At 63.1% G+C, this 23,168-nt stretch carries 22 protein-coding genes, 1 pseudogene and 1 riboswitch; of the genes and pseudogenes, 4 read left to right on the top strand and 19 right to left on the bottom strand.

The window, feature by feature from the left end:
• Window positions 1–242: 242 nt before the first annotated feature.
• The 19 genes from EN949_RS17265 to EN949_RS17175 form a co-directional block, all read right to left on the bottom strand.
• A complete protein-coding gene (locus tag EN949_RS17265; RefSeq protein ID WP_013531106.1) occupies window positions 243–527 on the bottom strand; it encodes a DUF1467 family protein in 285 nt (94 codons plus the stop codon).
• A complete protein-coding gene (gene mce / locus EN949_RS17260; RefSeq protein WP_013531105.1) occupies window positions 524–928 on the bottom strand; it encodes a methylmalonyl-CoA epimerase in 405 nt (134 codons plus the stop codon). Before mce ends, EN949_RS17265 begins: the two co-directional genes overlap by 4 nt.
• 110 nt (window positions 929–1,038) lie before the next feature.
• A complete protein-coding gene (locus EN949_RS17255) occupies window positions 1,039–2,709 on the bottom strand; it encodes a ribonuclease J (protein WP_013531104.1) in 1,671 nt (556 codons plus the stop codon).
• 117 nt (window positions 2,710–2,826) lie between these two features.
• Window positions 2,827–3,648 (bottom strand): biotin--[acetyl-CoA-carboxylase] ligase, encoded by an 822-nt coding sequence (locus EN949_RS17250; protein ID WP_063168233.1) that lies wholly within the window; start codon window positions 3,646–3,648, stop codon window positions 2,827–2,829.
• A gap of 5 nt (window positions 3,649–3,653) precedes the next feature.
• Entirely contained in the window at window positions 3,654–5,090 is a 1,437-nt protein-coding gene (gene nuoN / locus EN949_RS17245) for an NADH-quinone oxidoreductase subunit NuoN (RefSeq protein ID WP_013531102.1), read from the bottom strand.
• Between the two features lie 18 nt (window positions 5,091–5,108).
• Complete coding sequence (locus tag EN949_RS17240) at window positions 5,109–6,614, bottom strand: NADH-quinone oxidoreductase subunit M (RefSeq protein WP_024501357.1); 1,506 nt, start codon at window positions 6,612–6,614, stop codon at window positions 5,109–5,111.
• The gene (nuoL, locus tag EN949_RS17235) at window positions 6,614–8,587 is read right to left on the bottom strand and encodes an NADH-quinone oxidoreductase subunit L (RefSeq protein ID WP_063168236.1); all 1,974 of its coding nucleotides are present in this window, start codon (window positions 8,585–8,587) and stop codon (window positions 6,614–6,616) included. Before nuoL ends, EN949_RS17240 begins: the two co-directional genes overlap by 1 nt.
• A 10-nt stretch (window positions 8,588–8,597) precedes the next feature.
• A complete protein-coding gene (gene nuoK, locus EN949_RS17230) occupies window positions 8,598–8,906 on the bottom strand; it encodes an NADH-quinone oxidoreductase subunit NuoK (protein ID WP_010910101.1) in 309 nt (102 codons plus the stop codon).
• A gap of 1 nt (window position 8,907) precedes the next feature.
• Window positions 8,908–9,528: an NADH-quinone oxidoreductase subunit J gene (locus EN949_RS17225; protein WP_013531099.1), complete on the bottom strand. Its 621-nt coding sequence runs from the start codon at window positions 9,526–9,528 to the stop codon at window positions 8,908–8,910.
• A 122-nt stretch (window positions 9,529–9,650) separates the two neighbouring features.
• On the bottom strand, window positions 9,651–10,142 hold the full coding sequence (gene nuoI / locus EN949_RS17220) for an NADH-quinone oxidoreductase subunit NuoI (RefSeq protein ID WP_013531098.1): 492 nt from the start codon (window positions 10,140–10,142) through the stop codon (window positions 9,651–9,653).
• Window positions 10,142–11,185 (bottom strand): NADH-quinone oxidoreductase subunit NuoH, encoded by a 1,044-nt coding sequence (gene nuoH, locus EN949_RS17215; RefSeq protein WP_013531097.1) that lies wholly within the window; start codon window positions 11,183–11,185, stop codon window positions 10,142–10,144. The genes nuoI and nuoH overlap by 1 nt, the downstream gene beginning before the upstream one ends.
• Before the next feature lie 2 nt (window positions 11,186–11,187).
• Entirely contained in the window at window positions 11,188–13,269 is a 2,082-nt protein-coding gene (nuoG, locus tag EN949_RS17210; RefSeq protein ID WP_127365862.1) for an NADH-quinone oxidoreductase subunit NuoG, read from the bottom strand.
• A 73-nt stretch (window positions 13,270–13,342) separates the two neighbouring features.
• Window positions 13,343–14,032, bottom strand: coding sequence for an NADH-ubiquinone dehydrogenase (locus EN949_RS17205; RefSeq protein ID WP_127365861.1), 690 nt, complete (start codon window positions 14,030–14,032; stop codon window positions 13,343–13,345).
• Window positions 14,033–14,103: 71 nt separating this feature from the next.
• Complete coding sequence (nuoF, locus tag EN949_RS17200; protein ID WP_013531094.1) at window positions 14,104–15,408, bottom strand: NADH-quinone oxidoreductase subunit NuoF; 1,305 nt, start codon at window positions 15,406–15,408, stop codon at window positions 14,104–14,106.
• A 10-nt stretch (window positions 15,409–15,418) separates the two neighbouring features.
• Window positions 15,419–16,693 carry an NADH-quinone oxidoreductase subunit E gene (locus EN949_RS17195; protein WP_127365860.1) on the bottom strand — a complete coding sequence of 425 codons (1,275 nt, stop codon included), beginning with the start codon at window positions 16,691–16,693 and terminating at the stop codon, window positions 15,419–15,421.
• Window positions 16,694–17,884 (bottom strand): NADH-quinone oxidoreductase subunit D, encoded by a 1,191-nt coding sequence (locus EN949_RS17190; protein WP_024501361.1) that lies wholly within the window; start codon window positions 17,882–17,884, stop codon window positions 16,694–16,696.
• Window positions 17,885–18,487, bottom strand: a complete 603-nt coding sequence (locus EN949_RS17185; protein WP_013531091.1) for an NADH-quinone oxidoreductase subunit C — start codon at window positions 18,485–18,487, stop codon at window positions 17,885–17,887.
• 4 nt (window positions 18,488–18,491) lie between these two features.
• Window positions 18,492–19,073, bottom strand: coding sequence for an NADH-quinone oxidoreductase subunit B (locus EN949_RS17180; protein WP_013531090.1), 582 nt, complete (start codon window positions 19,071–19,073; stop codon window positions 18,492–18,494).
• Window positions 19,064–19,429: an NADH-quinone oxidoreductase subunit A gene (locus EN949_RS17175; protein WP_010910112.1), complete on the bottom strand. Its 366-nt coding sequence runs from the start codon at window positions 19,427–19,429 to the stop codon at window positions 19,064–19,066. The genes EN949_RS17180 and EN949_RS17175 overlap by 10 nt, the downstream gene beginning before the upstream one ends.
• Before the next feature lie 331 nt (window positions 19,430–19,760).
• On the opposite strand from EN949_RS17175, the gene EN949_RS17170 reads away from it, so the two are divergent.
• The 4 genes and pseudogenes from EN949_RS17170 to EN949_RS17155 all read left to right on the top strand — a co-directional run.
• The gene (locus EN949_RS17170) at window positions 19,761–20,960 is read left to right on the top strand and encodes a winged helix-turn-helix domain-containing protein (RefSeq protein ID WP_063168239.1); all 1,200 of its coding nucleotides are present in this window, start codon (window positions 19,761–19,763) and stop codon (window positions 20,958–20,960) included.
• A 30-nt stretch (window positions 20,961–20,990) separates the two neighbouring features.
• A riboswitch (cobalamin riboswitch) is annotated at window positions 20,991–21,195 on the top strand.
• Between the two features lie 38 nt (window positions 21,196–21,233).
• Window positions 21,234–21,662 carry a DUF1636 family protein gene (locus tag EN949_RS17165; protein WP_127371148.1) on the top strand — a complete coding sequence of 143 codons (429 nt, stop codon included), beginning with the start codon at window positions 21,234–21,236 and terminating at the stop codon, window positions 21,660–21,662.
• Between the two features lie 2 nt (window positions 21,663–21,664).
• Window positions 21,665–22,717: a cobalamin biosynthesis protein CobW gene (gene cobW, locus EN949_RS17160; RefSeq protein WP_127367481.1), complete on the top strand. Its 1,053-nt coding sequence runs from the start codon at window positions 21,665–21,667 to the stop codon at window positions 22,715–22,717.
• Between the two features lie 18 nt (window positions 22,718–22,735).
• Window positions 22,736–23,168, top strand: a pseudogene (locus EN949_RS17155) (cobaltochelatase subunit CobN); the annotation flags it as partial.

Genomic DNA, 23,168 nt, shown 5'->3' with positions numbered 1-23,168 from the left:
GTCTTGGGAGGATGCGATCTAGGCGCGGTTACTCGCTGCCGCCGGAAACCGGAAACAGATCGGACGCGTTTAAATTGCAAGGCCTCGTGCCTTGCATTTTTTTTGTGCAATCATCTGCTTAGCGCAACGCGTTGCCAAACCACCTTACCCAGCGTCAGCGCTCGTCAGGCCGCAAAACGGCACGACATTCCCCGCCGAAACCCGCCCGGTTCCGACATATGAAAACGCCGTCGCTGGACAGTCTATTTAGCCGGCGTCTGGCTGAATTCCGGCACGATGTGCGGGATGTCGTTGAGGCTGTATCCCAGCCCATGCGTCAGGCCATAGAAAATGCCCATCAGGATCGCGGTGGCGATGGTGGTGCGGATCACGGCGCGCAGCATGTGAGGCCCACGCGGCGCGCTCGGAACCGTGCCGAGCGTCACGTCGTGATCGTCGTCCTGCGTCCTCACGCTGAACGGCAGCACGGCAAACAGCACCACCCACCAGGTCGCGAAAAACAGGGCTGTGAACGAAACCCAGCTCATGATTGCTCCAGTTCGATCAGCGTTCCGAAGAAATCCTTCGGATGCAGGAACAGCACCGGCTTGCCGTGCGCGCCGATCCTCGGGTTGCCGTCGCCCAGCACGCGGGCGCCGGCGGCCTTGAGCTGATCGCGCGCGGCCAGGATGTCGTCGACCTCATAGCAAAGGTGATGCATGCCGCCGGAGGGGTTCTTCTCCAGGAAGGCGGCGATCGGCGATCCCTCGCCCAAAGGCTCCAGAAGTTCGACCTTGGTGTTGCCGACATTGACGAACACCACCGTCACCCCGTGCTCCGGCAGTGCCTGCGGCGCCGTAACCTCCGCGCCGAGCGTGTTGCGGTAGGCCGCTACGGCAGCAGCCAGATCCGGCACGGCAAGCGCGACATGGTTCAGACGTCCGAGCATAGGTTTTCCTCAGGGCAGTATGGCAATAGGGCAGTATGGCAATAGGGGAAAAGCTGACCTGCCTCGTATCGAAATCCCTACTGCCCTACTCCCTTACTGCCCCACTCCCCTCAGCGAGTGACGAACACCGTCACCAACGGCTTCTTGCCCCAGGCTTCGTTGGCGGCGCCGCGCACGGCGCGCCGCACTGCTTCCTGCACCAGGTCGAGGTCTTTTCGTCGCTGACGGGGGATCGAGTCCACCGCGCCGATTGCCGCATCGATCATCAGATCTTCCAGCGACTCGCCACGGCCATCGGCCTCGGCGACGCCGATGGCGACCAGATCGGGGTCGCCGGCAAGCTCATATTTGTCGTCCAGCACGACATTGACCGCCACGTGGCCGGCAAAGGACAATTTGCGCCGGTCGCGGATGCCCATCGCCTGATCGGTGCCGATCAGTCTGCCATCCTTGTAGATACGGCCGAACGGCACCTGATCCATGATGGTGGCTGGGCCGGGAGCAAGCCTGAGCATGTCGCCGTCGCGCACCTGCGCCACCTGGCCGATGCCCGATGTCGACATCAGCGAGCCCTGCGCCACCAGATGTGCCGCCTCGCCATGCACGGGAACGCCGATCTGCGGGCGCACCCATTCATACATCTTGCGCAATTCGCTGCGCCGCGGATGGCCGGAGACATGCACCAGCGCATCGCCGTCCTCGATGATCTTGACGCCCAGGTCGATGAGACGGTTCTTGATCTCGAGGATCGCCTTCTCGTTGCCGGGAATCGTACGCGAGGAAAACACCACCGTGTCGCCTGCCGTCAGCGACACCGACTTCATCTCTTCGCGCGACAGCTTGGCCAGTGCGGCCAGCGGCTCGCCCTGGCTGCCGGTGCAGATGATGACCAGGTTTTCGCGCGGGATGAAACCAAAATCCTCCTCGGCGATGAACTCCGGCAGACCGTCCATGTAGCCGAGTTCTCCGGCCACATCGATGACCCGCTTCAGCGAACGGCCAAGCACCAGGCACTGGCGTCCGGCATCGCGCGCCGCTTTGGCGATCGAGACGATGCGTCCGACATTGGAGGAGAACGTGGTGACGGCGACACGGCCCTTGGCAGCCTGGATGACGCCCTTGAGGCCCTCGCCCACAGCCACTTCCGAAGGCGACTCGCCTTCGCGCAGCGCATTGGTCGAATCGCAGATCAGCGCCAGAACGCCCTTGTCGCCATAGGCGCGGAAACGCGCCTCGTCGGTCTTTGGCCCGATCGTCGGCTCCGGATCGATCTTCCAGTCACCGGTATGGATGACGGTGCCTGCCGGCGAGGTGATCGCCAGCGACATCGGCTCGGGAATCGAGTGCGCGACCGGAATGGCTTCGATCTCGAAGGGGCCGACGGTGAATTTCTCGCCCGCCCGGTAGATCGTGACCGGTATTTTCGGCGCGCCCTGCTCGCCTTGCCGCTTGGCTTCCAGCAGGCCGGCGCTGAACGGCGTCATCCAGACCGGCGCCTTCAGCTTCGGCCATGTGTCGAGCAGCGCGCCGTAATGGTCTTCATGCGCATGCGTGATGATGATGCCGCGCAGATTGGCGAGGTTCTCCTCGATGAAGCGTGTGTCGGGCAGCACCAGGTCGACGCCCGGCAGGCTGGCATCGGGGAAGGTCACTCCGACATCGATGACGATCCATTCGCGCGCGCTGGGCGGCCCGTAGCCGTAAAGAGCGAAGTTCATGCCGATCTCGCCGACGCCGCCGAGCGGCACGAAGACGAGTTCGGCGTTTTCCGCTTTCGCCATGATTTTTCCCTTCCTGGCCCTCAGGCCAAGCTCAAAAGCAATTCCGGGAAAAGTGTGTAACGGTTTTCCCACCGGAGTTGCGCAAAAACAAACAGTTAGAACCGTTCATGAACGGCCCTATGCCCTGGCCGAAGCGACCGCGCCGAAATGCACATCGCCGGCGGCGATCGTCCGAACCGAACCTTCATCGTCGCGGATCACGAAACGGCAGTCCTCGTCAATGGTCTCAAACACCCCGCGCACCACATTACCGTCAATTCTGACGGCAACCTCGCCGCCGAGCCCCGCGGCACGATCAAGCCACCGTCGCCTGACGGCGGCAAGTCCGCGCCCCTCATCCCACAATCGGGCATTCTCGCTCCAGGCATCCGACAGCGCCAGGAACAGTGTTTCCGCATCGCATGCCGCGCCCAGCGCGCGCAAGGAAGTTGCGGGATACGGCAAATCCTCAGGGTATGCCACCACATTGACGCCGATGCCGACCGCCACTCCGAAACGGCCGCCCTCGAGGATTGCCGATTCCAGCAGGATGCCGGCCAGCTTGGCGCCGGAGGCAAGCACGTCGTTCGGCCATTTCAGCTCGAAACGGTTTTTTCCTTCGCTGCCACCGTCGAGGCCAATGGCGATCCGGCCCTTCGGCACCACGGCATCGAGTGCATCGGCCAGCGCCAGTCCTGCGACGAAGCCCAATGTCGCAGCAAGGCGAAGCTCTGCCTTGGTGATGACGAGCAGCGTCGCCGCCAGGTTGCCTTCCGGGGTCGCCCAGACGCGGCCGCGCCGGCCACGCCCGCTTTCCTGCTTCTTGGAAACGACCCACAATTTGCCGGCGTCGCCTGCCCTTGCGTGGTCCAGTGCCAGCGCATTGGTGGAGCCGACGCTCTCATGCGCCTCGAGCCGGAACCCTTCCGACGCCGAGGTTGGAGCCAGCCGAAATGCCATGCCGTCTAGAAAAACGTCTTGGCGGCGGCTTCGGCATAGGTGCCGATCGGCCCACCGATCAACACGTAGAACAGCACGAAGGCGCCGGAGACGCCGAGCACGACACGCAATTCCGTCGCCATCGGCACGAAGCCGCCGACCGGTTCGTCGAACCACATGATCTTGATGATGCGCAAATAGTAATAGGCGCCCACCACCGAGGCCAGCACGCCGATGATCGCCAGCGCGTAGAGATTGGCGTTGATGGCGGCGAGGAAGACGTACCATTTCCCCCAGAAGCCGGCGAGCGGTGGAATGCCGGCGAGTGAGAACATCAGGATGGTCAGGATCGTCGCCATGACCGGATTGGTCGACGACAGGCCGGCCAGGTCGCTGATCTGCTCGACATTGCCTTCCTTGCGCCGCATGGCGAGGATGAAGGCGAAGGTGCCGAGCGTCATCACCAGATAGATCAGCATGTAGATGGCAACGCCGCGCACGCCGGCCTGGCTGTTGGCGGCAAGGCCGACCAGCGCGTAACCCATATGGCCAATCGAGGAATAGGCCATCAGGCGCTTGATGTTGGTCTGCCCGATTGCGGCGAAGGAGCCGAGTGCCATCGAGGCGATCGAGATGAAGACGATGATCTGCTGCCAGTCGGCGGCGATCGGCTTGAACGCGCCCATGGTGACGCGCACGATCAGTGCCATCGCCGCCATTTTCGGCGCCGCCGCCAGGAAGGCCGTCACCGGAGTCGGCGCGCCCTCATAGACGTCAGGCGTCCACATGTGGAACGGCACCGCGGAAATCTTGAAGGCAAGGCCGGCCAGCACGAAGACGAGGCCGAAAACGAGGCCAAGCTGGCGCTCGCCGCTGCCGAGTGCCGTGGCGATTTCCTGGAAGCCGGTGTTGCCGGTGTAGCCGTAGACCAGGCTGATGCCATAGAGCAGCATGCCCGACGACAGCGCACCGAGAACGAAATATTTGAGGCCCGCTTCGGTCGAGCGCAGATTGTCGCGGTTGATCGCGCACAGCACATAGATCGCCAGCGACTGCAGCTCGAGGCCGAGATAGAGGCCGATCATGCTGTTGGCCGAGATCATCAGCATCATGCCGAGCGTGCACAGCAGGATCAGCACCGGATATTCGAACTTGTCGAAACGCTCCGCCTTGGCGAAGCGCATCGACATCACCAGCGTCACCGCCGAGCCGACCAGTGCCAGCACCTTCATGAAGCGGCCGAAGGAATCCTGGATGAAGGCATTGCCATAAGCGCTGCCCTGCCCGGTTCGGAAGATCAGCCAGGCGCCCGCGATCGCCAGCACGGCAACCGCGAGGCCGGTTACCGTGTTGGCCGTGTTGGCGCGCGAATAGGCTCCGACCATCAGCAGCGCCAGCGCGCCGACGGCAAGGATCAGCTCTGGCGTCGAGAGCGACAGGCTGGAGAGAAGGTCCGGCGTCATGGTTCGCAAAACCTCTGGTCAGTTCGCCGCCGCGGTCTGCGCGGCGCCGATGGATGCAGTGACATTGGTGACGAGCGACTTGACCGATTGGGCCGTCGCGTCGAAGACCGGGGCGGGATAGACGCCGAAGAAGATGACCAGCACGACCAGCGGGTAGATGATCACCTTCTCGCGCGGCGACAGGTCGAGCAGTCCCTTAAGGCTCTCCTTGGTCAGTGCGCCGAAGATCACCCGGCGGTAGAGCCAGAGCGCGTAGGCGGCCGACAGGATGACGCCGGTGGCGGCGAAGAACGCCACCCATGTGTTGACCCGGAACACGCCGAGCATGGTCAGGAACTCGCCGACGAAGCCGCTGGTACCGGGCAGGCCGACATTGGCCATGGTGAAGATCAGGAACACCGTGGCGTATTTCGGCATGTTGTTGACCAGCCCGCCATAGGCCGCGATCTCACGTGTGTGCATGCGGTCGTAGATGACGCCGACGCACAGGAACAGCGCGCCGGAGACGAGGCCGTGGCTGAGCATCTGGAAGATCGCGCCCTGCACGCCTTCCTGGTTCATGGCGAAGATGCCCATGGTGACGAAGCCCATATGAGCAACCGACGAATAGGCGATCAGCTTCTTCATGTCCTCCTGCATCAGCGCCACCAGCGAGGTGTAGATGATGGCGACGACGGACAGCGCGAAGACCAGCGGCGCGAACATTTCCGACGCCAGCGGGAACATCGGCAAGGAGAAGCGCAGGAAGCCGTACCCGCCCATTTTCAACAGGATGCCGGCCAGGATGACGGAGCCCGCCGTCGGCGCCTCGACGTGCGCGTCGGGCAGCCATGTGTGCACCGGCCACATCGGCATCTTCACCGCGAAGGAGGCGAAGAAGGCAAGCCATAGCCAGGTCTGCATGTTGGCCGGGAAGTTGTGGGTCAGCAGCGTCGGGATGTCGGTTGTTCCGGACTGGAAGAACATCGCCATGATGGCGAGCAGCATCAGCACCGAACCGGCGAGCGTGTAGAGGAAGAACTTGAACGAGGCGTAGACGCGCCGCTTGCCGCCCCAGACGCCGATGATGATGAACATCGGGATCAGGCCGGCTTCGAAGAAGACGTAGAACAGCACGATGTCCAGCGCGCAGAACACGCCGATCATCAGCGTTTCGAGCAGCAGGAAGGCAATCATGTAGGCCTTGACGCGCTTCTCGATCGATTCCCACGAGGCCAGGATGCAGAGCGGCATCAGGAAGGTCGTCAGGATGACGAACAGCATCGAGATGCCGTCGACGCCCATATGGTAGGAAATGCCGGAATCGAGCCAGGCGACCTTCTCGACGAACTGGAAGCCGGACTGCGAATTGTCGAATCCGGTCCAGATGAACAGCGAGATGATGAACGTGAAAGTCGTCGTCAACAGCGCGATGGCGCGGATGTTGCGGCGTGCATTTTCGCTGTCGTCATTGATGAACAGGATAAGCAGCACACCAACCAGCGGCAGGAAGGTGACCAGCGAGAGGATTGGCCAGGCGGTCATCAGAGCATCATCCAGGTGACGAGTGCGGCAACGCCGATCAGCATGGCGAAGGCGTAGTGGTAGAGATAGCCGGTCTGCAGCTTGACGACGCGGTTGGTGACATCGACGACACGCGCCGAGATACCGTCGGGGCCGAGGCCGTCGATGACGGTGCCGTCGCCGGTCTTCCACAGGAAATGGCCAAGGCGCTTGGCGGGCCGCACGAACAGGAAGTCGTAGAGCTCGTCGAAATACCACTTGTTGAGCAGGAAGGCGTAGAGCCCGCGATGCTGCGCGGCCAGGTTGACCGGCATTTCCGGCGAGCGGATGTAGAATTTCCAGGCCAGCGCGAAGCCGATCAGCATGGCGATGAAGGGCGACAGTTCGACCCACAGCGGCAATTCGTGGATGTCGTGCAGGATGTGATTGTCAGGCAATGTGAACAGCGATGCCTTCCAGAACTCGGCATAGCCCTCGCCGATGAAGGCGTTGTGGAAGATGACGCCGGCAAACAGCGCACCCGCAGCCAGGATGAACAGCGGCACCAGCATCACCGGCGGCGATTCATGGACATGGTGCATGACCTCATGGCTCGCCCGCGGCTTGCCGTGGAAGGTCATGAAGATCAGCCGCCAGGAGTAGAAGGAGGTGAAGCAGGCGGCGATGACCAAAAGCACGAAGGCCATGCCGGCAACCGAATTGTGGCCGGCAAAGGCGCTCTCGATGATGGCGTCCTTGGAGAAGAAGCCGGCGGTGCCGATGACCGTCACCGGAATGCCGACGCCGGTCAGCGCCAGCGTGCCGATCACCATCATCCAGTAGGTGGTCGGGATCAGTTTCCTGAGGCCGCCCATATTGCGCATGTCCTGCTCGTCGGACACGGCGTGGATGACCGAGCCCGAGCCGAGGAACAGCAGCGCCTTGAAGAAGGCATGCGTGAACAGGTGGAAGATCGCCGCGCCATAGGCGCCGACGCCGAGCGCCACGAACATGTAACCGAGCTGCGAGCAGGTCGAATAGGCGATGACGCGCTTGATGTCGTTCTGGACGAGACCGACGGTGGCCGCGAAGAAGGCCGTGAAGGCACCGATGAAGGTCACGACCGTCAGCGCCGAATGCGACAGTTCGAACAGCGGCGACAACCGCGCCAGCATGAACACGCCCGCCGTCACCATGGTGGCGGCATGGATCAGGGCCGAAACCGGCGTCGGGCCTTCCATGGCGTCCGGCAGCCAGGTGTGCAGCGGCACTTGCGCCGACTTGCCCATGGCACCCATGAACAGGAGCAGGCAGACGATCGTCATGGCCGCCTGCTTGTCCAGCGCATGGCCAAGGAAAGTCAGCACCGCGGCACCCTGCGGTGCACCTTCGGCCGGGATGAACGTCGCCGCATTGGCGAAAATAGTGCCGAGATTGACCGAGCCGAACAGCACGAACACGCCGAAGATGCCGAGTGCGAAGCCGAAATCGCCGACGCGGTTGACGACAAAGGCCTTGATTGCCGCGGCATTGGCCGACGGCTTCTTGTACCAGAAGCCGATCAGCAGATAGGACGCCAGCCCCACCCCTTCCCAGCCGAAAAACATCTGCACGAGGTTGTCCGCCGTCACCAGCATCAGCATGGCGAAGGTGAACAGCGACAGATAGGCGAAGAAGCGCGGCCGGTTCGGATCGTGGTGCATGTAGCCGATCGAATAGATGTGGACCAGCGCCGACACGGTGTTGACCACCACCAGCATGACCACCGTCAGCGTGTCGATCCGCAGCGCCCAGGACGCTTCCAGCCCACCCGACTGTATCCAGCGCAGCACGGGCACGGTGAACACCTCGCCATGGCCGAAACCGACGGTGAAGAACGCGACCCACGACAGCACGGCCGCGATCACCAGGAAACCCGAGGTGATGTATTCGGACGCCTTGGCGCCGAGCGACGTGCCGAACAGGCCGACGATCAGGAAGCCGAGCAGGGGAAGGAAGACGATGGCCTGATACATGGTGGTTCCGTCAACCCTTCATCATGTTCACGTCTTCGACCGCGATCGAGCCGCGGTTGCGGAAGAAGACGACGAGAATGGCAAGTCCGATGGCGGCTTCGGCCGCCGCGACCGTCAGCACGAACAGCGCGAACACCTGGCCGACCAGATCGCCGAGTGCTGCCGAAAAGGCGACGAAGTTGATGTTGACCGCCAGCAGGATCAGCTCGACCGACATCAGGATGACGATGACGTTCTTGCGGTTCAGGAAGATGCCGAACACGCCGAGCGTGAACAGAACAGCCGATACGGTCAGATAATGTGCGATGCCGACAACCATTTCAGAGTCCCTCGCCTGTCTTGACCTTGCGGATTTCCATGCCGGTCGCCGGTGTGCGGCCGACCTGGGCTGCGATCGACTGCCGCTTGACGCCTGGCTTGTGGCGCAGCGTCAGCACGATGGCGCCGATCATGGCGACCAGCAGCACGAGGCCCGAAATCTGGAAGTAGTAGAGGTAGTCCGTATAGAGGATGTCGCCGAGCGCGGCGGTATTGGTCCGCGTGGCAAGATCCGGAATGGGCTTGGAGACCGTCGAAGCGAGCTGCGGCGCGAAGGTGTAGCCGCCGAGAACCACGATCAGCTCCGCCGCCAGGATCAGCCCGACCAGCGCGCCGATCGGCGCATATTGCAGGGCGCCGCTCTTCAGTTCGGCGAAATCGACGTCGAGCATCATGACGACGAACAGGAACAGAACCATCACCGCGCCGACATAGACGACGAGCAGGATCATCGCCAGGAACTCGGCGCCGGTCAGCATGAACAGGCCGGCGGCGTTGAAGAAGGTCAGGATCAGGAACAGCACCGAATGCACGGGGTTGCGCGACGAAATGACCATGAACGCCGATGCCACCGCGACAAAGGCGAAGAGGTAGAAAAAGGCCGCCTCTAGTCCACTCAACATTGGGGATCCCCCGGGTTCCTGTACAAACAGGACAACCGTCCTGTTTCGATGTTTGCCGCCTCAGGCCGCAAGTTTCGTTGTGTCCTTAGACGAGGCCCCTCGCCCCGTCCATGCGTCAAATATCAGCGGTAGGGCGAGTCCAGCGAGATGTTGCGCGCCAGCTCGCGCTCCCACCGGTCGCCATTCGCCAACAGCCTGTCCTTGTCGTAGTAGAGTTCCTCGCGCGTCTCCGTCGCGAACTCGAAATTCGGCCCCTCGACAATGGCGTCGACCGGGCAGGCTTCCTGGCAGAAGCCGCAATAGATGCACTTCACCATGTCGATGTCGTAGCGCACCGTGCGGCGCGTGCCGTCATTGCGGCGCGGGCCGGCCTCGATGGTGATGGCCTGCGCCGGGCAGATCGCCTCGCACAATTTGCAGGCAATGCAGCGTTCCTCGCCGTTCGGGTAACGGCGCAACGCATGCTCGCCGCGGAAGCGCGGGCTGGTTGGCCCCTTCTCGTGCGGATAGTTGATCGTCTCCTTCGGCGCGAAGAACTGGCGCATCGACAGGAAGAAGGCGCTGACGAAATCCTGCAGCAGCAGCGATTTGGCGGCTTGGGAAAGAGCGGACATCACGCAAACCCCGTGATCTTGAGGAAGGCCGCGGTGGCGACCACCATGAACAGCGAGATCGGCAGGAACACTTTCCAGCCAAGCCGCATCAATTGGTCGTAGCGGTAGCGCGGCACGAAGGCCTTCACCATGGAGATGCCGAAGAACACGAAGCAGACTTTCAGCACGAACCAGATGACGCCCGGCACCCAGGTGAACGGCGCGAAGTCGAACGGAGGCAGCCAGCCGCCGAGGAACAGGATGGTGGCCAGCGCGCACATCAGCACGATGGCGACATACTCGCCGAGGAAGAACAAAAGGAACGGCGTCGACGAATATTCGACCATGTGGCCGGCGACCAGTTCCGATTCGGCTTCCACCAGATCGAAAGGCGGGCGGTTCGTCTCGGCCAGCGCCGAGATGAAGAAGATGATGAACATCGGGAACAGCGCCAGCCAGTTCCAGTCGAGGAAGGTGTTGGGCAGGCCAAGCCGCGTACCAATTCCATCATGCTGGGACAGCACGATATCGGTGAGGTTGAGCGAGCCAGCGGTGAGCAGAACGGTGACGATGACGAAGCCGATCGAAACTTCGTAGGACACCATCTGCGCGGCCGAGCGCAGCGCGCCGAGGAACGGATATTTCGAGTTCGACGCCCAGCCGCCCATGATCACGCCGTAGACCTCGAGCGAGGAGATGGCGAAGACATAGAGGATGCCGACATTGACGTTGGCGATTGCCCAGCCGTGGCTGACCGGGATGACCGCCCAGGCCGAGATCGCCAGCACGGCCGACACCAGCGGCGCCAAAAGAAACACGCCCTTGTTGGCGCCGGACGGGATGACCGGCTCCTTGAAGACGAACTTCAACAGATCGGCGAAAGCCTGCAGCGTGCCCCAGGGGCCGACGACGTTCGGGCCACGGCGCAATTGCACCGCCGCCCAGATCTTGCGGTCGGCGTAGAGGATGTAGGCGACGAAGATCAAAAGAACGACGATCAGCACGACTGACTTCAACAGGATCAGCAGCGCCGGCAGCACGTAGAAGGAGAAGAAAGTGTCCATGCTTATTCCGCCGCCTGCTTGAAGCCGCTCTTGGCCAGTGCCGAGCATTCCGCCATCACGGCCGATGCCCGCGCGATCGGGTTGGTCAGGTAGAAATCCTTCACCGGCGAGGTGAAGGTGCCCTTATTCAGCCGTCCGCCGAGCTTCGCCACCTCGGCGATATCCTCGGCATTGCCGGCCGCGACCTGGTCGATACGGGCCAGATGCGGGTATTCGCCATAAAGCTTGGCGCGCAGCTGCGGCAGCGAATCGAACGGCAGTTTCTTGCCCAGCACATCCGACAGCGCCCTTAGGATCGCCCAGTCCTCGCGCGCCTCGCCCGGCGCGAAGCCGGCGCGGTTGGTCTGCTGCACACGCCCTTCGGTGTTGACATAGGTGGCCGATTTTTCCGTGTAGGCGGCCGCCGGCAGGATGACATTGGCGCGGTGCGCGCCCTGGTCGCCATGCGTGCCGATATAGACGACGAAGGCGCCGCCGGTCTTGGCCATGTCGATCTCGTCGGCGCCGAGCAGGAACAAGAGCTCCATTTCGCCCAGCATGCCGGCAACGTTTCTGCCGCCCTCGCCCGGCACGAAGCCGAGATCGAGACCGCCGACGCGCCCGGCCGCATTGTGCAGCACGGCAAAGCCGTTCCAGTCTGCGCGGGCAGCGTTGACGGCGGCCGCGAGCTTGGCCGCCTGGCCGAGCACGGCCGCGCCATCGGCACGCGCCAGCGCGCCCTGTCCCACGATGATCAGCGGGTGTGTCGCCTTCTTCAGCGTCTGGAAGAACTTGCCGTTTCCGTCAGCCAAATCCTTCAGCGAATCCGGCCCGGCGCCCAGCTGTTCGTAGTCGTAGCGGGTATCGCCGACATCGCCGATGACGCCGACCGGCAGATTGCCGGTCCGCCAGCGCTTGCGGATACGGGCATTGAGCACCGAGGCTTCATAGCGTGGGTTGGCGCCGATGATCAGCACCGCATCGGCCTGCTCGATGCCTTCGATGGTCGGGTTGAAGATGTAGCTCGCGCGGCCGAGCGCCGGATCGAGTGCGGCGCCATCCTGGCGGCAATCGGTGTTCTTCGAGCCGAGCGAAGCCATCAGCAGCTTGAGCGCATAGGTTTCTTCGACAGCGGCGAGATCGCCCGATATGGCGCCGATCTTTTCGGGCGCCGTCTTCGACACCGCATCCTTGATCGCGGCGAAGGCCTCGGCCCAGCTGGCGGCAACCAGTCTGCCGTCCTTGCGCACATAGGGGCGGTCGAGGCGTTGCGTGCGCAGGCCGTCCCAGATGAAGCGGGTCTTGTCGGAGATCCACTCCTCGTTCACCGCCTCGTTGACGCGCGGCAGGATGCGCATCACTTCGCGGCCCCGGCTATCGACGCGGATCGCCGAGCCGACGGCATCCATCACGTCGATGGATTCGGTCTTGGTCAGCTCCCACGGCCGCGCCTGGAAGGCGAATGGCTTCGAGGTCAGCGCGCCGACCGGGCAAAGGTCGATGACATTGCCCTGCAGCTCCGAGGTCATCGCCTGTTCGAGATAGGTGGTGATCTCGGCATCCTCGCCACGGCCGATCAGGCCCAGTTCGGAAATGCCGGCGACTTCGGTGGTGAAGCGGACGCAGCGCGTGCAGTGGATGCAGCGGTTCATCACCGTCTTCACCAGCGGTCCGATGTATTTGTCTTCGACCGCGCGCTTGTTCTCGTGATAGCGCGAGGAATCGACGCCGAAGGCCATCGCCTGGTCCTGCAGGTCGCATTCGCCGCCCTGGTCGCAGATCGGGCAATCCAGCGGATGGTTGATCAGCAGGAACTCCATCACGCCTTCCCTGGCCTTCTTGACCATCGGCGTGTTGGTGAAGATTTCCGGTGCCTCGCCATTCGGGCCGGGACGCAGGTCGCGCACGTTCATGGCGCAGGAGGCCTGCGGCTTGGGCGGCCCGCCCTTCACCTCGATCAGGCACATGCGGCAATTGCCGGCGATCGACAGCCGCTCATGAAAGCAGAAGCGCGGCACTTCCGCGCCAGCGTCTTCCGCCGCCTGCAGCAGCGTGTAGTGGTCGGGTACAGTGATCTCTTTCCCGTCGACCTTGAGCTTTGCCATTCGCCTCAAACCCCTGCGGAGTTCCCGCAATCTCTTTTTCCGGACGCGGTCGAGACCACGTCGGGCACTTCATTCACTTCTTGACGGCGAGCGCCGCCGCTTGGGCTGTCCAATCGTCGCGGCCGATGCGGCCGCCGAGCGACAGATAGTCCTCGACCCAGGCAACCTCTTGCGGCGTCCATGCCGCGATCTGGGCATACGTCCAGATACCGAGGCCGTTGAGAACCTTCTCCAGCTTCGGCCCGATGCCGGATATCGCCTTGAGATCCGCCGGTTTCGCCGGCTTCTGCATGGCCTTGGGCTGCCTGAAATCCTCGGGCAACAGCGCATCGCCGACGCCGCTTGTTGCTGGAGCGGCGTTTGCGGCCGGCACGGCAGTTGCGGCTTCCTTGGCGGCAATATCGGTGACCTCCCTGGCGAAGGACTGCGCCTCGGCGATCATTGTTTTCGCCGTTGCCCGTGCCTTGGTGGAGGAAGGACTCGGTTCATCGAACTGCGCGACGCGCGCCTCGAAATCATCGACGATCGGCTGCAGCAGCCGTTGCGAGGCTTCTGCCGCACCTGAAAACGCGCCCAGCCAGACGCCGAAAGCATGATTGGCAAGCCCGAGGCCAAGCGCCGACATCGCCGCCGCACCCGCCACAGGATGCACGAAAAGGTTGACGGCACAGGCCATCTCCTTCGGCATCATCCTGGTCAAGTCCTGGTTCATCTTGTCGATCTGGTCCAAATTGGGCATCAGCGGGTTCGAATACGGCGCCATAGAGTTCTCCTGGTCGTTTCGTCGTTCGCCCCGCCCTTCGCTGCGGACTTTCGTCCGCGTAAAACGTTCTTCTATTCCGCCGCCACCATCACAGGCTCGGCCCGGTGCGCATTGCGCGAAAACTCGTCGATGCGCCGCTCCACTTCGCCGCGGAAATGCCGCATCAGGCCCTGGATCGGCCATGCCGCCGCGTCGCCCAGCGCGCAGATCGTATGGCCTTCGATCTGCTTGGTGACGTCGAGCAGCATATCGATCTCGCGCTTCTGCGCCTCGCCGCGCACCAGCCGTTCCATCACCCGCCACATCCAGCCGGTGCCTTCGCGGCATGGCGTGCACTGGCCGCAGCTCTCGTGCTTGTAGAAGTAGGAAAGCCGCGCGATCGCCTTCACGACATCGGTCGACTTGTCCATGACGATGACAGCCGCGGTTCCAAGGCCGGATTTGAGGTCGCGCAGCGCGTCGAAATCCATCGGCGCGTCGATGATCTGCTCGGCCGGCACCAGCGGCACCGAAGCGCCGCCCGGTATGACCGCCAAAAGATTGTCCCAGCCGCCGCGAATGCCGCCGCAATGCGTCTCGATCAGTTCGCGGAACGGGATCGACATCGCCTCTTCGACCGTGCACGGATTGTTGACATGGCCGGAGATGCAAAACAGCTTGGTGCCGACATTGTTGGGCCGGCCGAAGGACGAGAACCAGGCCGCACCGCGGCGCAGGATGGTCGGCGCAACCGCGATCGATTCGACATTGTTGACCGTGGTCGGGCAGCCATAGAGGCCGACATTGGCCGGGAATGGCGGCTTCAGCCGCGGCTGGCCCTTCTTGCCTTCGAGGCTTTCGAGGAGCGCTGTCTCCTCGCCGCAGATATAGGCGCCGGCGCCGTGGTGCATGTAGATGTCGAAATCGTAGCCGGAGGTGTTGTTCTTGCCGATCAGCTTGGCCTCATAGGCCTCCTCGATCGCGCGCTGCAGCGCCTCGCGCTCGCGGATGAACTCGCCGCGCACATAGATGTAGGCGGCAACCGCACCCATGGCGAAACCGGCAAGCAGCGCGCCCTCGACCAGCGTGTGCGGGTCGTTGCGCAGGATGTCGCGGTCCTTGCAGGTGCCGGGCTCGGATTCGTCGGCGTTGATCACGAGATAGCTCGGCCGGCCATCGCTCTGCTTGGGCATGAACGACCATTTGAGGCCGGTCGGAAAGCCGGCGCCGCCACGGCCGCGCAGGCCCGACGCCTTCATCTCGTTGACGATCCACTCGCGGCCCTTGGCGACGATGCCGGGCGTGTTATCCCAGGCGCCGCGCGCCATCGCGCCGGCCAAGGACTTGTCGAACAGGCCGTAGATATTGGTGAAGATGCGGTCTTTATCCCCGAGCATTTTTCGTCCCTCAGACCGGCTTCTTGCCGAAGACGCGGATGTATTCGGCGACGCCACCCTTGGCGAGCGCCTTGGCCTGCTTGACCCAGTCGTCGCGATCGATGCGGCCCTGGAAAGAGAGATAGCCATCCACCCACTCGCGTTCGGCCTTCTTCCACGACGCGACCTGCGCGAAGGTAAAGATGCCCAGCGTATGCAGGATGCCCTCGATCTTGGGGCCGACGCCGGAGATCAGTTTGAGGTCATCGACCTGTGCCGGCCTGTCGATGCCGGCCGGGCGGTTCTTGTCCCCGAGCGACGGTTTGGCCGGCTTGGCGGCCGGTACCTTGACCTCTGGCGCCTTGAAGGCGGAGGCCGGCTCGGCCTTGGTGATGGGGCCACTGCGCTGCTTGGAAACCTGCTCGACTTTGGAGTCTGCCTTGTTGGCATTGGCGGCCGAATGCAGTGGAGCGGCAACACTCGCCGCCTTTTCAACCGCCGGCGCGACCTTGGTTTTTGAAGGCGTCTTCAACGCCGGGCTGGTTTCAGGGGCGTCGGTCTTCGGCTTGCTGGTGTTGGACGGTGCGACAGGGGCCGCGGCCGGCACCGGCGCTGCGACGATCGCGTCGGGTGCCGCCCTGGCGGCCTTGGCCGCCTCCCTGGCTTCCCTGTCGCGGGTCGACTTGAGGATCGCCTTTTCGCTCTTCAGCGTGGTGAGGCCGGAGGCCGGCTCCGAGCCGGTGCGGCCATTCTGCGGCCCCGGTTCCACCGCAGCACCCTTGCCGGCGTCATAGAGATCGATGATTTCAGCCAGGCGTTCCGGCGTCAGATCCTCGAACGTGTCCTTGAAGATCATCACCATCGGCGCGTTGACGCAGGCACCGAGGCATTCCACCTCTTCCCAGGACAAGGTTCCCTTGTCGTTGGTGTGGAACTGGTCGTGATGGACTTTGGAGCGGCAGACATCCATCAGCGCTTCCGAACCGCGCAGCATGCAGGGCGTGGTGCCGCAGACCTGGATGTGCGCACGCGTGCCGACCGGATTCAACTGGTACTGCGTGTAGAAGGTCGCGACTTCCAGCCCGCGGATGCGCGGCATGCCGAGCATGTCGGAGATCGTCTCGATCGCCGCCTTCGTCACCCAACCTTCCTGCTCCTGTGCTATCATCAGAAGCGGGATGATGGCCGACTGTTCACGGCCCTTCGGGTACTTCTTGATCCATTGCTTCGCAGCCGCGGCATTCGCCCGGTTGAAGGCGAAGGATGCTGGCTGGACGCTGGCTTCTGCGAGACGGCGGACTGACATTTAGCGATCGACCTCACCAAACACGATGTCGAGGGAGCCGAGAACGGCGGTGACGTCGGCCAGCATGTGGCCGCGGCAGAGGAAATCCATCGCCTGCAGATGCGCGAAACCCGGCGCGCGCAGCTTGCAGCGGTAGGGCTTGTTGGAGCCGTCGGAAACCAGATAGACGCCGAATTCGCCCTTCGGCGCCTCGACAGCGGCGTAAACCTCGCCGGCCGGCACGCGATAACCCTCGGTGTAGAGCTTGAAGTGATGGATCAGCGCTTCCATCGAGCGCTTCATTGCCTGGCGCTTGGGCGGCACCACCTTGCCATCGAGGTTCGACACCGGGCCGGTGCTCTCCTTGCCGAGCAAAAGGTCGACGCACTGGCGCATAATCTTCGCCGACTGGCGCATTTCTTCCATGCGCACGAGGTAGCGGTCGAAGCAGTCGCCGTTCTTGCCGATCGGAATATCGAAATCCATCTCCGAATAGCATTCATAGGGTTGCGACTTGCGCAGATCCCAGGCTGCACCCGAGCCACGCACCATCACGCCCGAAAAACCCCAGGCCCAGGCATCCGCCAGCGAGACGATGCCAATATCGACATTGCGCTGCTTGAAGATGCGGTTGCCGGTCAGCAGCCGGTCGAGGTCGTCGATCGACTTCAGGAACGGGTCGATCCACTTGCCGATGTCCTCGACCAGTTGACGCGGCAGGTCCTGATGGACGCCGCCGGGCCGAAAATAAGCGGCATGCATGCGCGAACCGGAGGCGCGCTCATAGAACACCATCAGCTTTTCGCGTTCGACGAAGCCCCACAGCGGCGGCGTCAGCGCACCGACGTCCATCGCCTGCGTCGTCACATTGAGGATGTGCGACATGATGCGGCCGATCTCGCTGTAGAGAACGCGGATCACCTGGCCACGCTTCGGCACCTCGATGCCGAGCAGACGCTCGGCGGCCAGCGCAAAGGCATGTTCCTGGTTCATCGGCGCGCAATAGTCGAGCCGGTCGAGATAGGGTACCGCCTGCAGATAGGTTTTGGCTTCGATCAGCTTTTCGGTACCGCGATGCAGCAGTCCGATATGCGGATCGACGCGATCGACGACTTCGCCGTCCAGCTCCAGCACAAGGCGCAAAACGCCGTGCGCCGCGGGGTGTTGCGGGCCGAAATTGATGTTGAAGTTGCGGACGGAGGTTTCAGCCATTTACTGCTTTGCCTTCTCGTCACCCGGCAGCACGTAATCCGTACCTTCCCACGGGGACAGAAAATCGAAATTGCGGAATTCCTGCTTGAGCTCGACCGGCTCATAGATAACGCGCTTGGCCTCGTCGTCGTAGCGCACCTCGACGAAGCCGGTCAGCGGGAAATCCTTGCGCAAGGGATGGCCTTCGAAGCCATAGTCGGTCAGCAGGCGGCGCAGGTCGGGATGGCCGGAGAACAAAACGCCGTAGAGATCGTAGGTCTCGCGCTCGAACCAGTCGGCGCCGGGATAGACGCCGGTGATCGACGGCACCATGGTTTCCTCGTCGGCCTGCACCTTGACGCGGACGCGCACATTCTGCTTCGGCGACAACAGGTGATAGACGACGTCGAAACGCTTGGCCCGCGACGGATAGTCGGCGCCGCAGACATCGATGATCGAGATGAACTGGCAGCGCGCATCGTCGCGCAGGAAGGTCATCACCTCGACCAGATCGCGCGGCTCGACATGGATGGTGAGTTCGCCATAGGCGATATCAGCCTCGTTCACGCGGCCGATCAGCTTCTCGCCGAGATAGGTCGACAGTTCGCTCAGGGATGCGGTCATGGATTTACCGTTCGATCGTGCCGGTGCGGCGGATCTTCTTCTGCAAGAGAAGAATGCCGTAGAGCAGCGCTTCGGCGCTCGGCGGACAGCCGGGCACATAGATGTCGACCGGCACGATGCGGTCGCAGCCGCGCACCACCGAATAGGAATAGTGGTAATAGCCGCCGCCATTGGCGCAGGAGCCCATCGAGATGACGTAGCGCGGCTCCGGCATCTGGTCGTAGACCTTGCGCAGCGCCGGCGCCATCTTGTTGGTCAGCGTGCCGGCGACGATCATGATGTCGGACTGGCGCGGAGACGCGCGTGGCGCGACGCCGAACCGCTCCGAATCATAGCGCGGCATCGAGGTGTGGATCATCTCGACCGCGCAGCAGGCGAGGCCGAACGTCATGAACATCAGCGACCCGCTGCGCGCCCAGGTGATGAGCGCCTCGGTCGAAGTGACCAGAAAGCCCTTGTCGGCCAACTCGTTGTTGATCTCGAGGAAGAAGGGATCGTCCTCCCCCACCGGCCTGCCGGTGTTGGGATCGATGATGCCCTTGGGCTTCGGCGCGACGAGGGTGCCTGAACTGTCGTTCAATCCCATTCCAGCGCTCCTTTTTTCCATTCATAGGCAAAGCCGATGGTCAGCACCGCCAAAAAAACCATCATCGACCAGAAACCGAGCATGCCGATCTTCGAAAACGACACCGCCCACGGAAACAGGAAGGCTACTTCCAGGTCGAAGATGATGAACAGGATCGACACCAGGTAGAAACGGATGTCGAACTTCATGCGGGCGTCGTCGAACGAGTTGAAACCGCACTCGTAGGCGGAAAGCTTTTCGGGATCGGGATTGCGGTAGGCCACCAGGAAGGGCGCGGCCAGCAGCGCCAGGCCGACAACCAGCGCCACGCCTATGAACAGGACGATGGGCAGGTATGAGCTCAAGAGTGCGTTCATGCTCGGCTTTCCGTTGGCGCCAATCCACGTTGATTACAGCACCGGACCCTAATGCGGAAGCGTGACAGTTTAACCGCTGAACCGTTTTAAGGGCCTATGCTGCAACGCGGCGAGGGTTAGCGCAGCACTTCCAGCGAAGCAAGTCAAACCTTGTTCAAAACATCGACCTGGACGGCATATCGCGGCAAACTGGTCCGATCCGCTCCTGTTTGATTTCCTTCGCTTTTTACTCCACTTTTCTCTCCTGACATGAATGCTGCCAAAACCCTGCTAGCATGGGTTGGAATCAGCCATTCGACCCTCGGTCAAAACACGTCAAAGTGATACCTGCATGAAGGAAAAGATCTCGCTCCCGATGGCCCGGCGCATCGCCCTTGCCGCCCAAGGGTTCCTCGATCCTCGCCCGACCGGCACGCCCGACCGCCGGCATTTTGCCCGCACGCTCTCCCGCACCGGCCTGTTGCAGATCGATTCCGTCAGCGCGGTGGTGCGCGCTCATTATATGCCGCTCTATTCGCGCCTTGGCCCCTACCCGTTCTCGCTGCTCGACAACGCGGCCGTGACGCGTAAGCGCACGGTTTTCGAATACTGGGCGCACGAGGCGTCCTTCCTGCCGGTCGAGACATACCCGCTGATGCGCTGGCGCATGCAGCGCGCCGAGCGGGGCGAGGAAATGTATCTGGGTCTCGCCAAATGGGGCCGCGAGCACGCCGCCTACATCGAAGAGATCTACCGCGAGGTCGCCGAGCGCGGCCCGATCGCCGCTTCCGCGCTGGAGGGCCAGAAAGGTTCGGGCGGCTGGTGGGGCTGGAGCGATGCCAAACACGCCTTCGAATGGCTGTTCTGGGCCGGCCGCATCACCACGGCGCACCGCCGCGGTTTCGAGCGCTTCTATGACCTGCCCGAGCGCGTGCTGCCGCAGGCGATCCTCGATCTGCCGGTGCCGACGCCTGAGGACGCGCACCGCGAATTGCTGCGCATTTCCGCCCGCGCCCACGGCGTGGCGACTTCAAGCGATTTGCGCGACTATTTCCGCCTGTCGCCGGCCGATATGAAAGGCCGGTTGGAGGAACTGGTTGAAACGGGCGAGTTGCTGCCGGTGCGTGTCGAAGGCTGGGACAAGCCGGCCTATCTTCACCGGGACGCCCGTCTGCCGCGCAAAGTCGAGGCCCGCGCCTTGCTGGCACCCTTCGATCCGGTCGTCTTCGAGCGCTCGCGCACCGAGCGGCTGTTCGATTTCCACTACCGCATCGAGATCTACACACCGGCCGACAAGCGGCAGTATGGCTATTATGTCCTGCCGTTCCTGCTCGGCGACAGGATCGTGGCACGCGTCGACCTCAAGGCCGATCGCCCGGCCAGCATACTGCGGGTCCATGCGGCCTATGCCGAGCCCGGTGCGCCGCCTGAAACCGCTGCGGAGCTGTTCGAGGAATTGAAGCAGATGCAAGGTTGGCTCGGGCTCGAACGCATCGAAGTGACGCCTGCCGGCGATTTGGGCGCGGCGCTGGCCGACATAGCCGTGTCGTAAGCTCGCGTTGACACCGCCGCCCGCAAAAGCCTAAATCCGGTTCCAGATGGTCCCTTGCCCGCAACGGCAAGGGCTAAGAGGGAATGCGGTGCGGGGCAAAATCCCAAATCCGCGGCTGTCCCCGCAACTGTAAGCGAAGAGCCAAGGCCGAAAACCACTGGGAATTCCCGGGAAGGCGGCTACCCAAGGCGATGACTCGCGAGCCAGGAGACCTGCCGTCTGCGACTGTAGAATCCGATCGCCCGGCGGGTTTCCGGGCAAGGAGCCCGATCTTTGGACCACGACAGCAGTTTTTCGGCTGGCACAGCGGATATTTCGTCCGGCCATGATGATGCCTTGGCCGGCGTCACGATCATCGTCTGCGCCTCCTGCCGCAATGAGACCGGCTCCGACGCTCATCCCCGCGCCGGCGAATTGCTGACGGACGACACGCGCCGCGCCGCCGCTGGCGACGATATCCGCATCCGCAGCGTCGAATGCCTTGGCAATTGCAAGCGGCGCCTCAGCGCCGCGATCCTGCGCGACGGCTGCTGGAGCTATGTCTTCGGCGACCTGACCGCGACCAGCGGCGCCGACCTCGTCACGGGCGCCAAGCTTTTCGCCACCTCGACCGACGGTCTCATTCCCTGGCGTGGCCGTCCCGATAGCCTGAAGCGTGGCCTCGTTGCCCGCATCCCTCCCCTCGACATGCTGAAGGACTGACCATGACTGCCTCAGATTCGTCTGCGAACCTCTCCCGCGTTCCCTGCACCGTCGTCACTGGCTTCCTCGGCGCCGGCAAGACGACGCTGGTCCGCCATCTCCTGGAAAACGCCGGCGGCAAGCGCATTGCCATCATCGTCAACGAATTCGGCGACATCGGCATCGACGGCGAGATTCTCAAAGGTTGCGGCATCGATACTTGTCCGGAGGAAAACATCGTCGAACTGGCCAATGGCTGTATCTGCTGCACTGTCGCCGATGATTTCGTCCCGGCGCTCGACCAAATCCTGTCGCTGACGCCGAAGGTCGACCATATCCTGATCGAAACCTCGGGCCTGGCACTGCCCAAGCCGCTGGTCCAGGCCTTTCAGTGGCCGAGCGTGAAAAGCCGGGTGACCGTCGATAGCGTCATCGCCGTGGTCGACGGACCGGCATTGGCCGAAGGCCGCGTCGCCAACGACATGGATGCCCTGCAGGCGCAGCGCGCCGGGGACGAGACACTCGACCACGACGATCCGGTGGAAGAAGTGTTCGAGGACCAGATCGCCTGCGCCGACCTGATCATCCTGTCGAAGAGCGACCTGATGGACGCCGCCGGCACTGCCCGCGCCAATGCCATCATTGGCGAACACTCCGCCCGCGCCGTAAAGATCGTGCCGACGTCGCATGGCAAGGTCGATCCCTCGGTGCTGCTCGGGCTCGGTCTCGCCGTCGAGGACGACATCGAAAACCGCAAATCCCATCATGACGGCGCATTCGACCACGAGCACGACGACTTCGACACCTTCATTGTCGATATTGCCTCGATCGCCAATCCGGACGAGCTGGCAAAGCGCGTCGCCATCGTCGCCGAAGAAGAGAACGTGCTGCGTGTAAAAGGCTTCGTCGAGGTCGGCGGCAAGCCGATGCGGCTGTTGCTGCAGGCCGTCGGACCGCGCGTCAATCATTACTATGACCGTGCCTGGACCGCTGAGGATGACCGCCGTTCGCGCCTCGTCGTCATCGGCCTGAAGGGGCTGAACCGCCCGGCGATCGAGCGTATACTCGCCGGCTGATTTCGGACACGGGTCGCGATGCACATCCTCACCACGACATCCGCCTCGCTCGACGACCTCGCCGAGCCGGTCGATCTGCGGCAGACTCCGGCGGATATCGTGGCGCTGTCCTTCACCGACAGCGACCTCGCCGGACTGGCGGCAGCGTGGAAGGCCGATGCCGACCGCCTGCCCTCGATGCGGCTGGCGGCGTTGCGCGACCTGCGCCATCCGATGTCCGTCGACCTCTGGGTCGACAGCGTCGCCCGCCATGCCAAGATCATCCTCGTGCGCATCCTCGGCGGCTACGACTGGTGGCGCTACGGCTGCGACCAGCTTGCCTCGACCGCCCGCGAACGCGGCATAAAACTGGCGCTGCTGCCCGGCGAATGCCGCGACGAGGATCTGCGCCTGATCGAAGCCTCGACGCTGCCGCGCCAAGAACTTGACGCTCTGCTCGACTATTTCCGCG

The sequence above is a fragment of the Mesorhizobium sp. M7A.F.Ca.US.007.01.2.1 genome (genome assembly GCF_003998165.1).
Lineage (GTDB): Bacteria > Pseudomonadota > Alphaproteobacteria > Rhizobiales > Rhizobiaceae > Mesorhizobium > Mesorhizobium ciceri.
The sequence above is the reverse complement of the archived record's forward strand: the minus strand, read 5'-3'. Positions and strand labels throughout refer to the sequence as shown.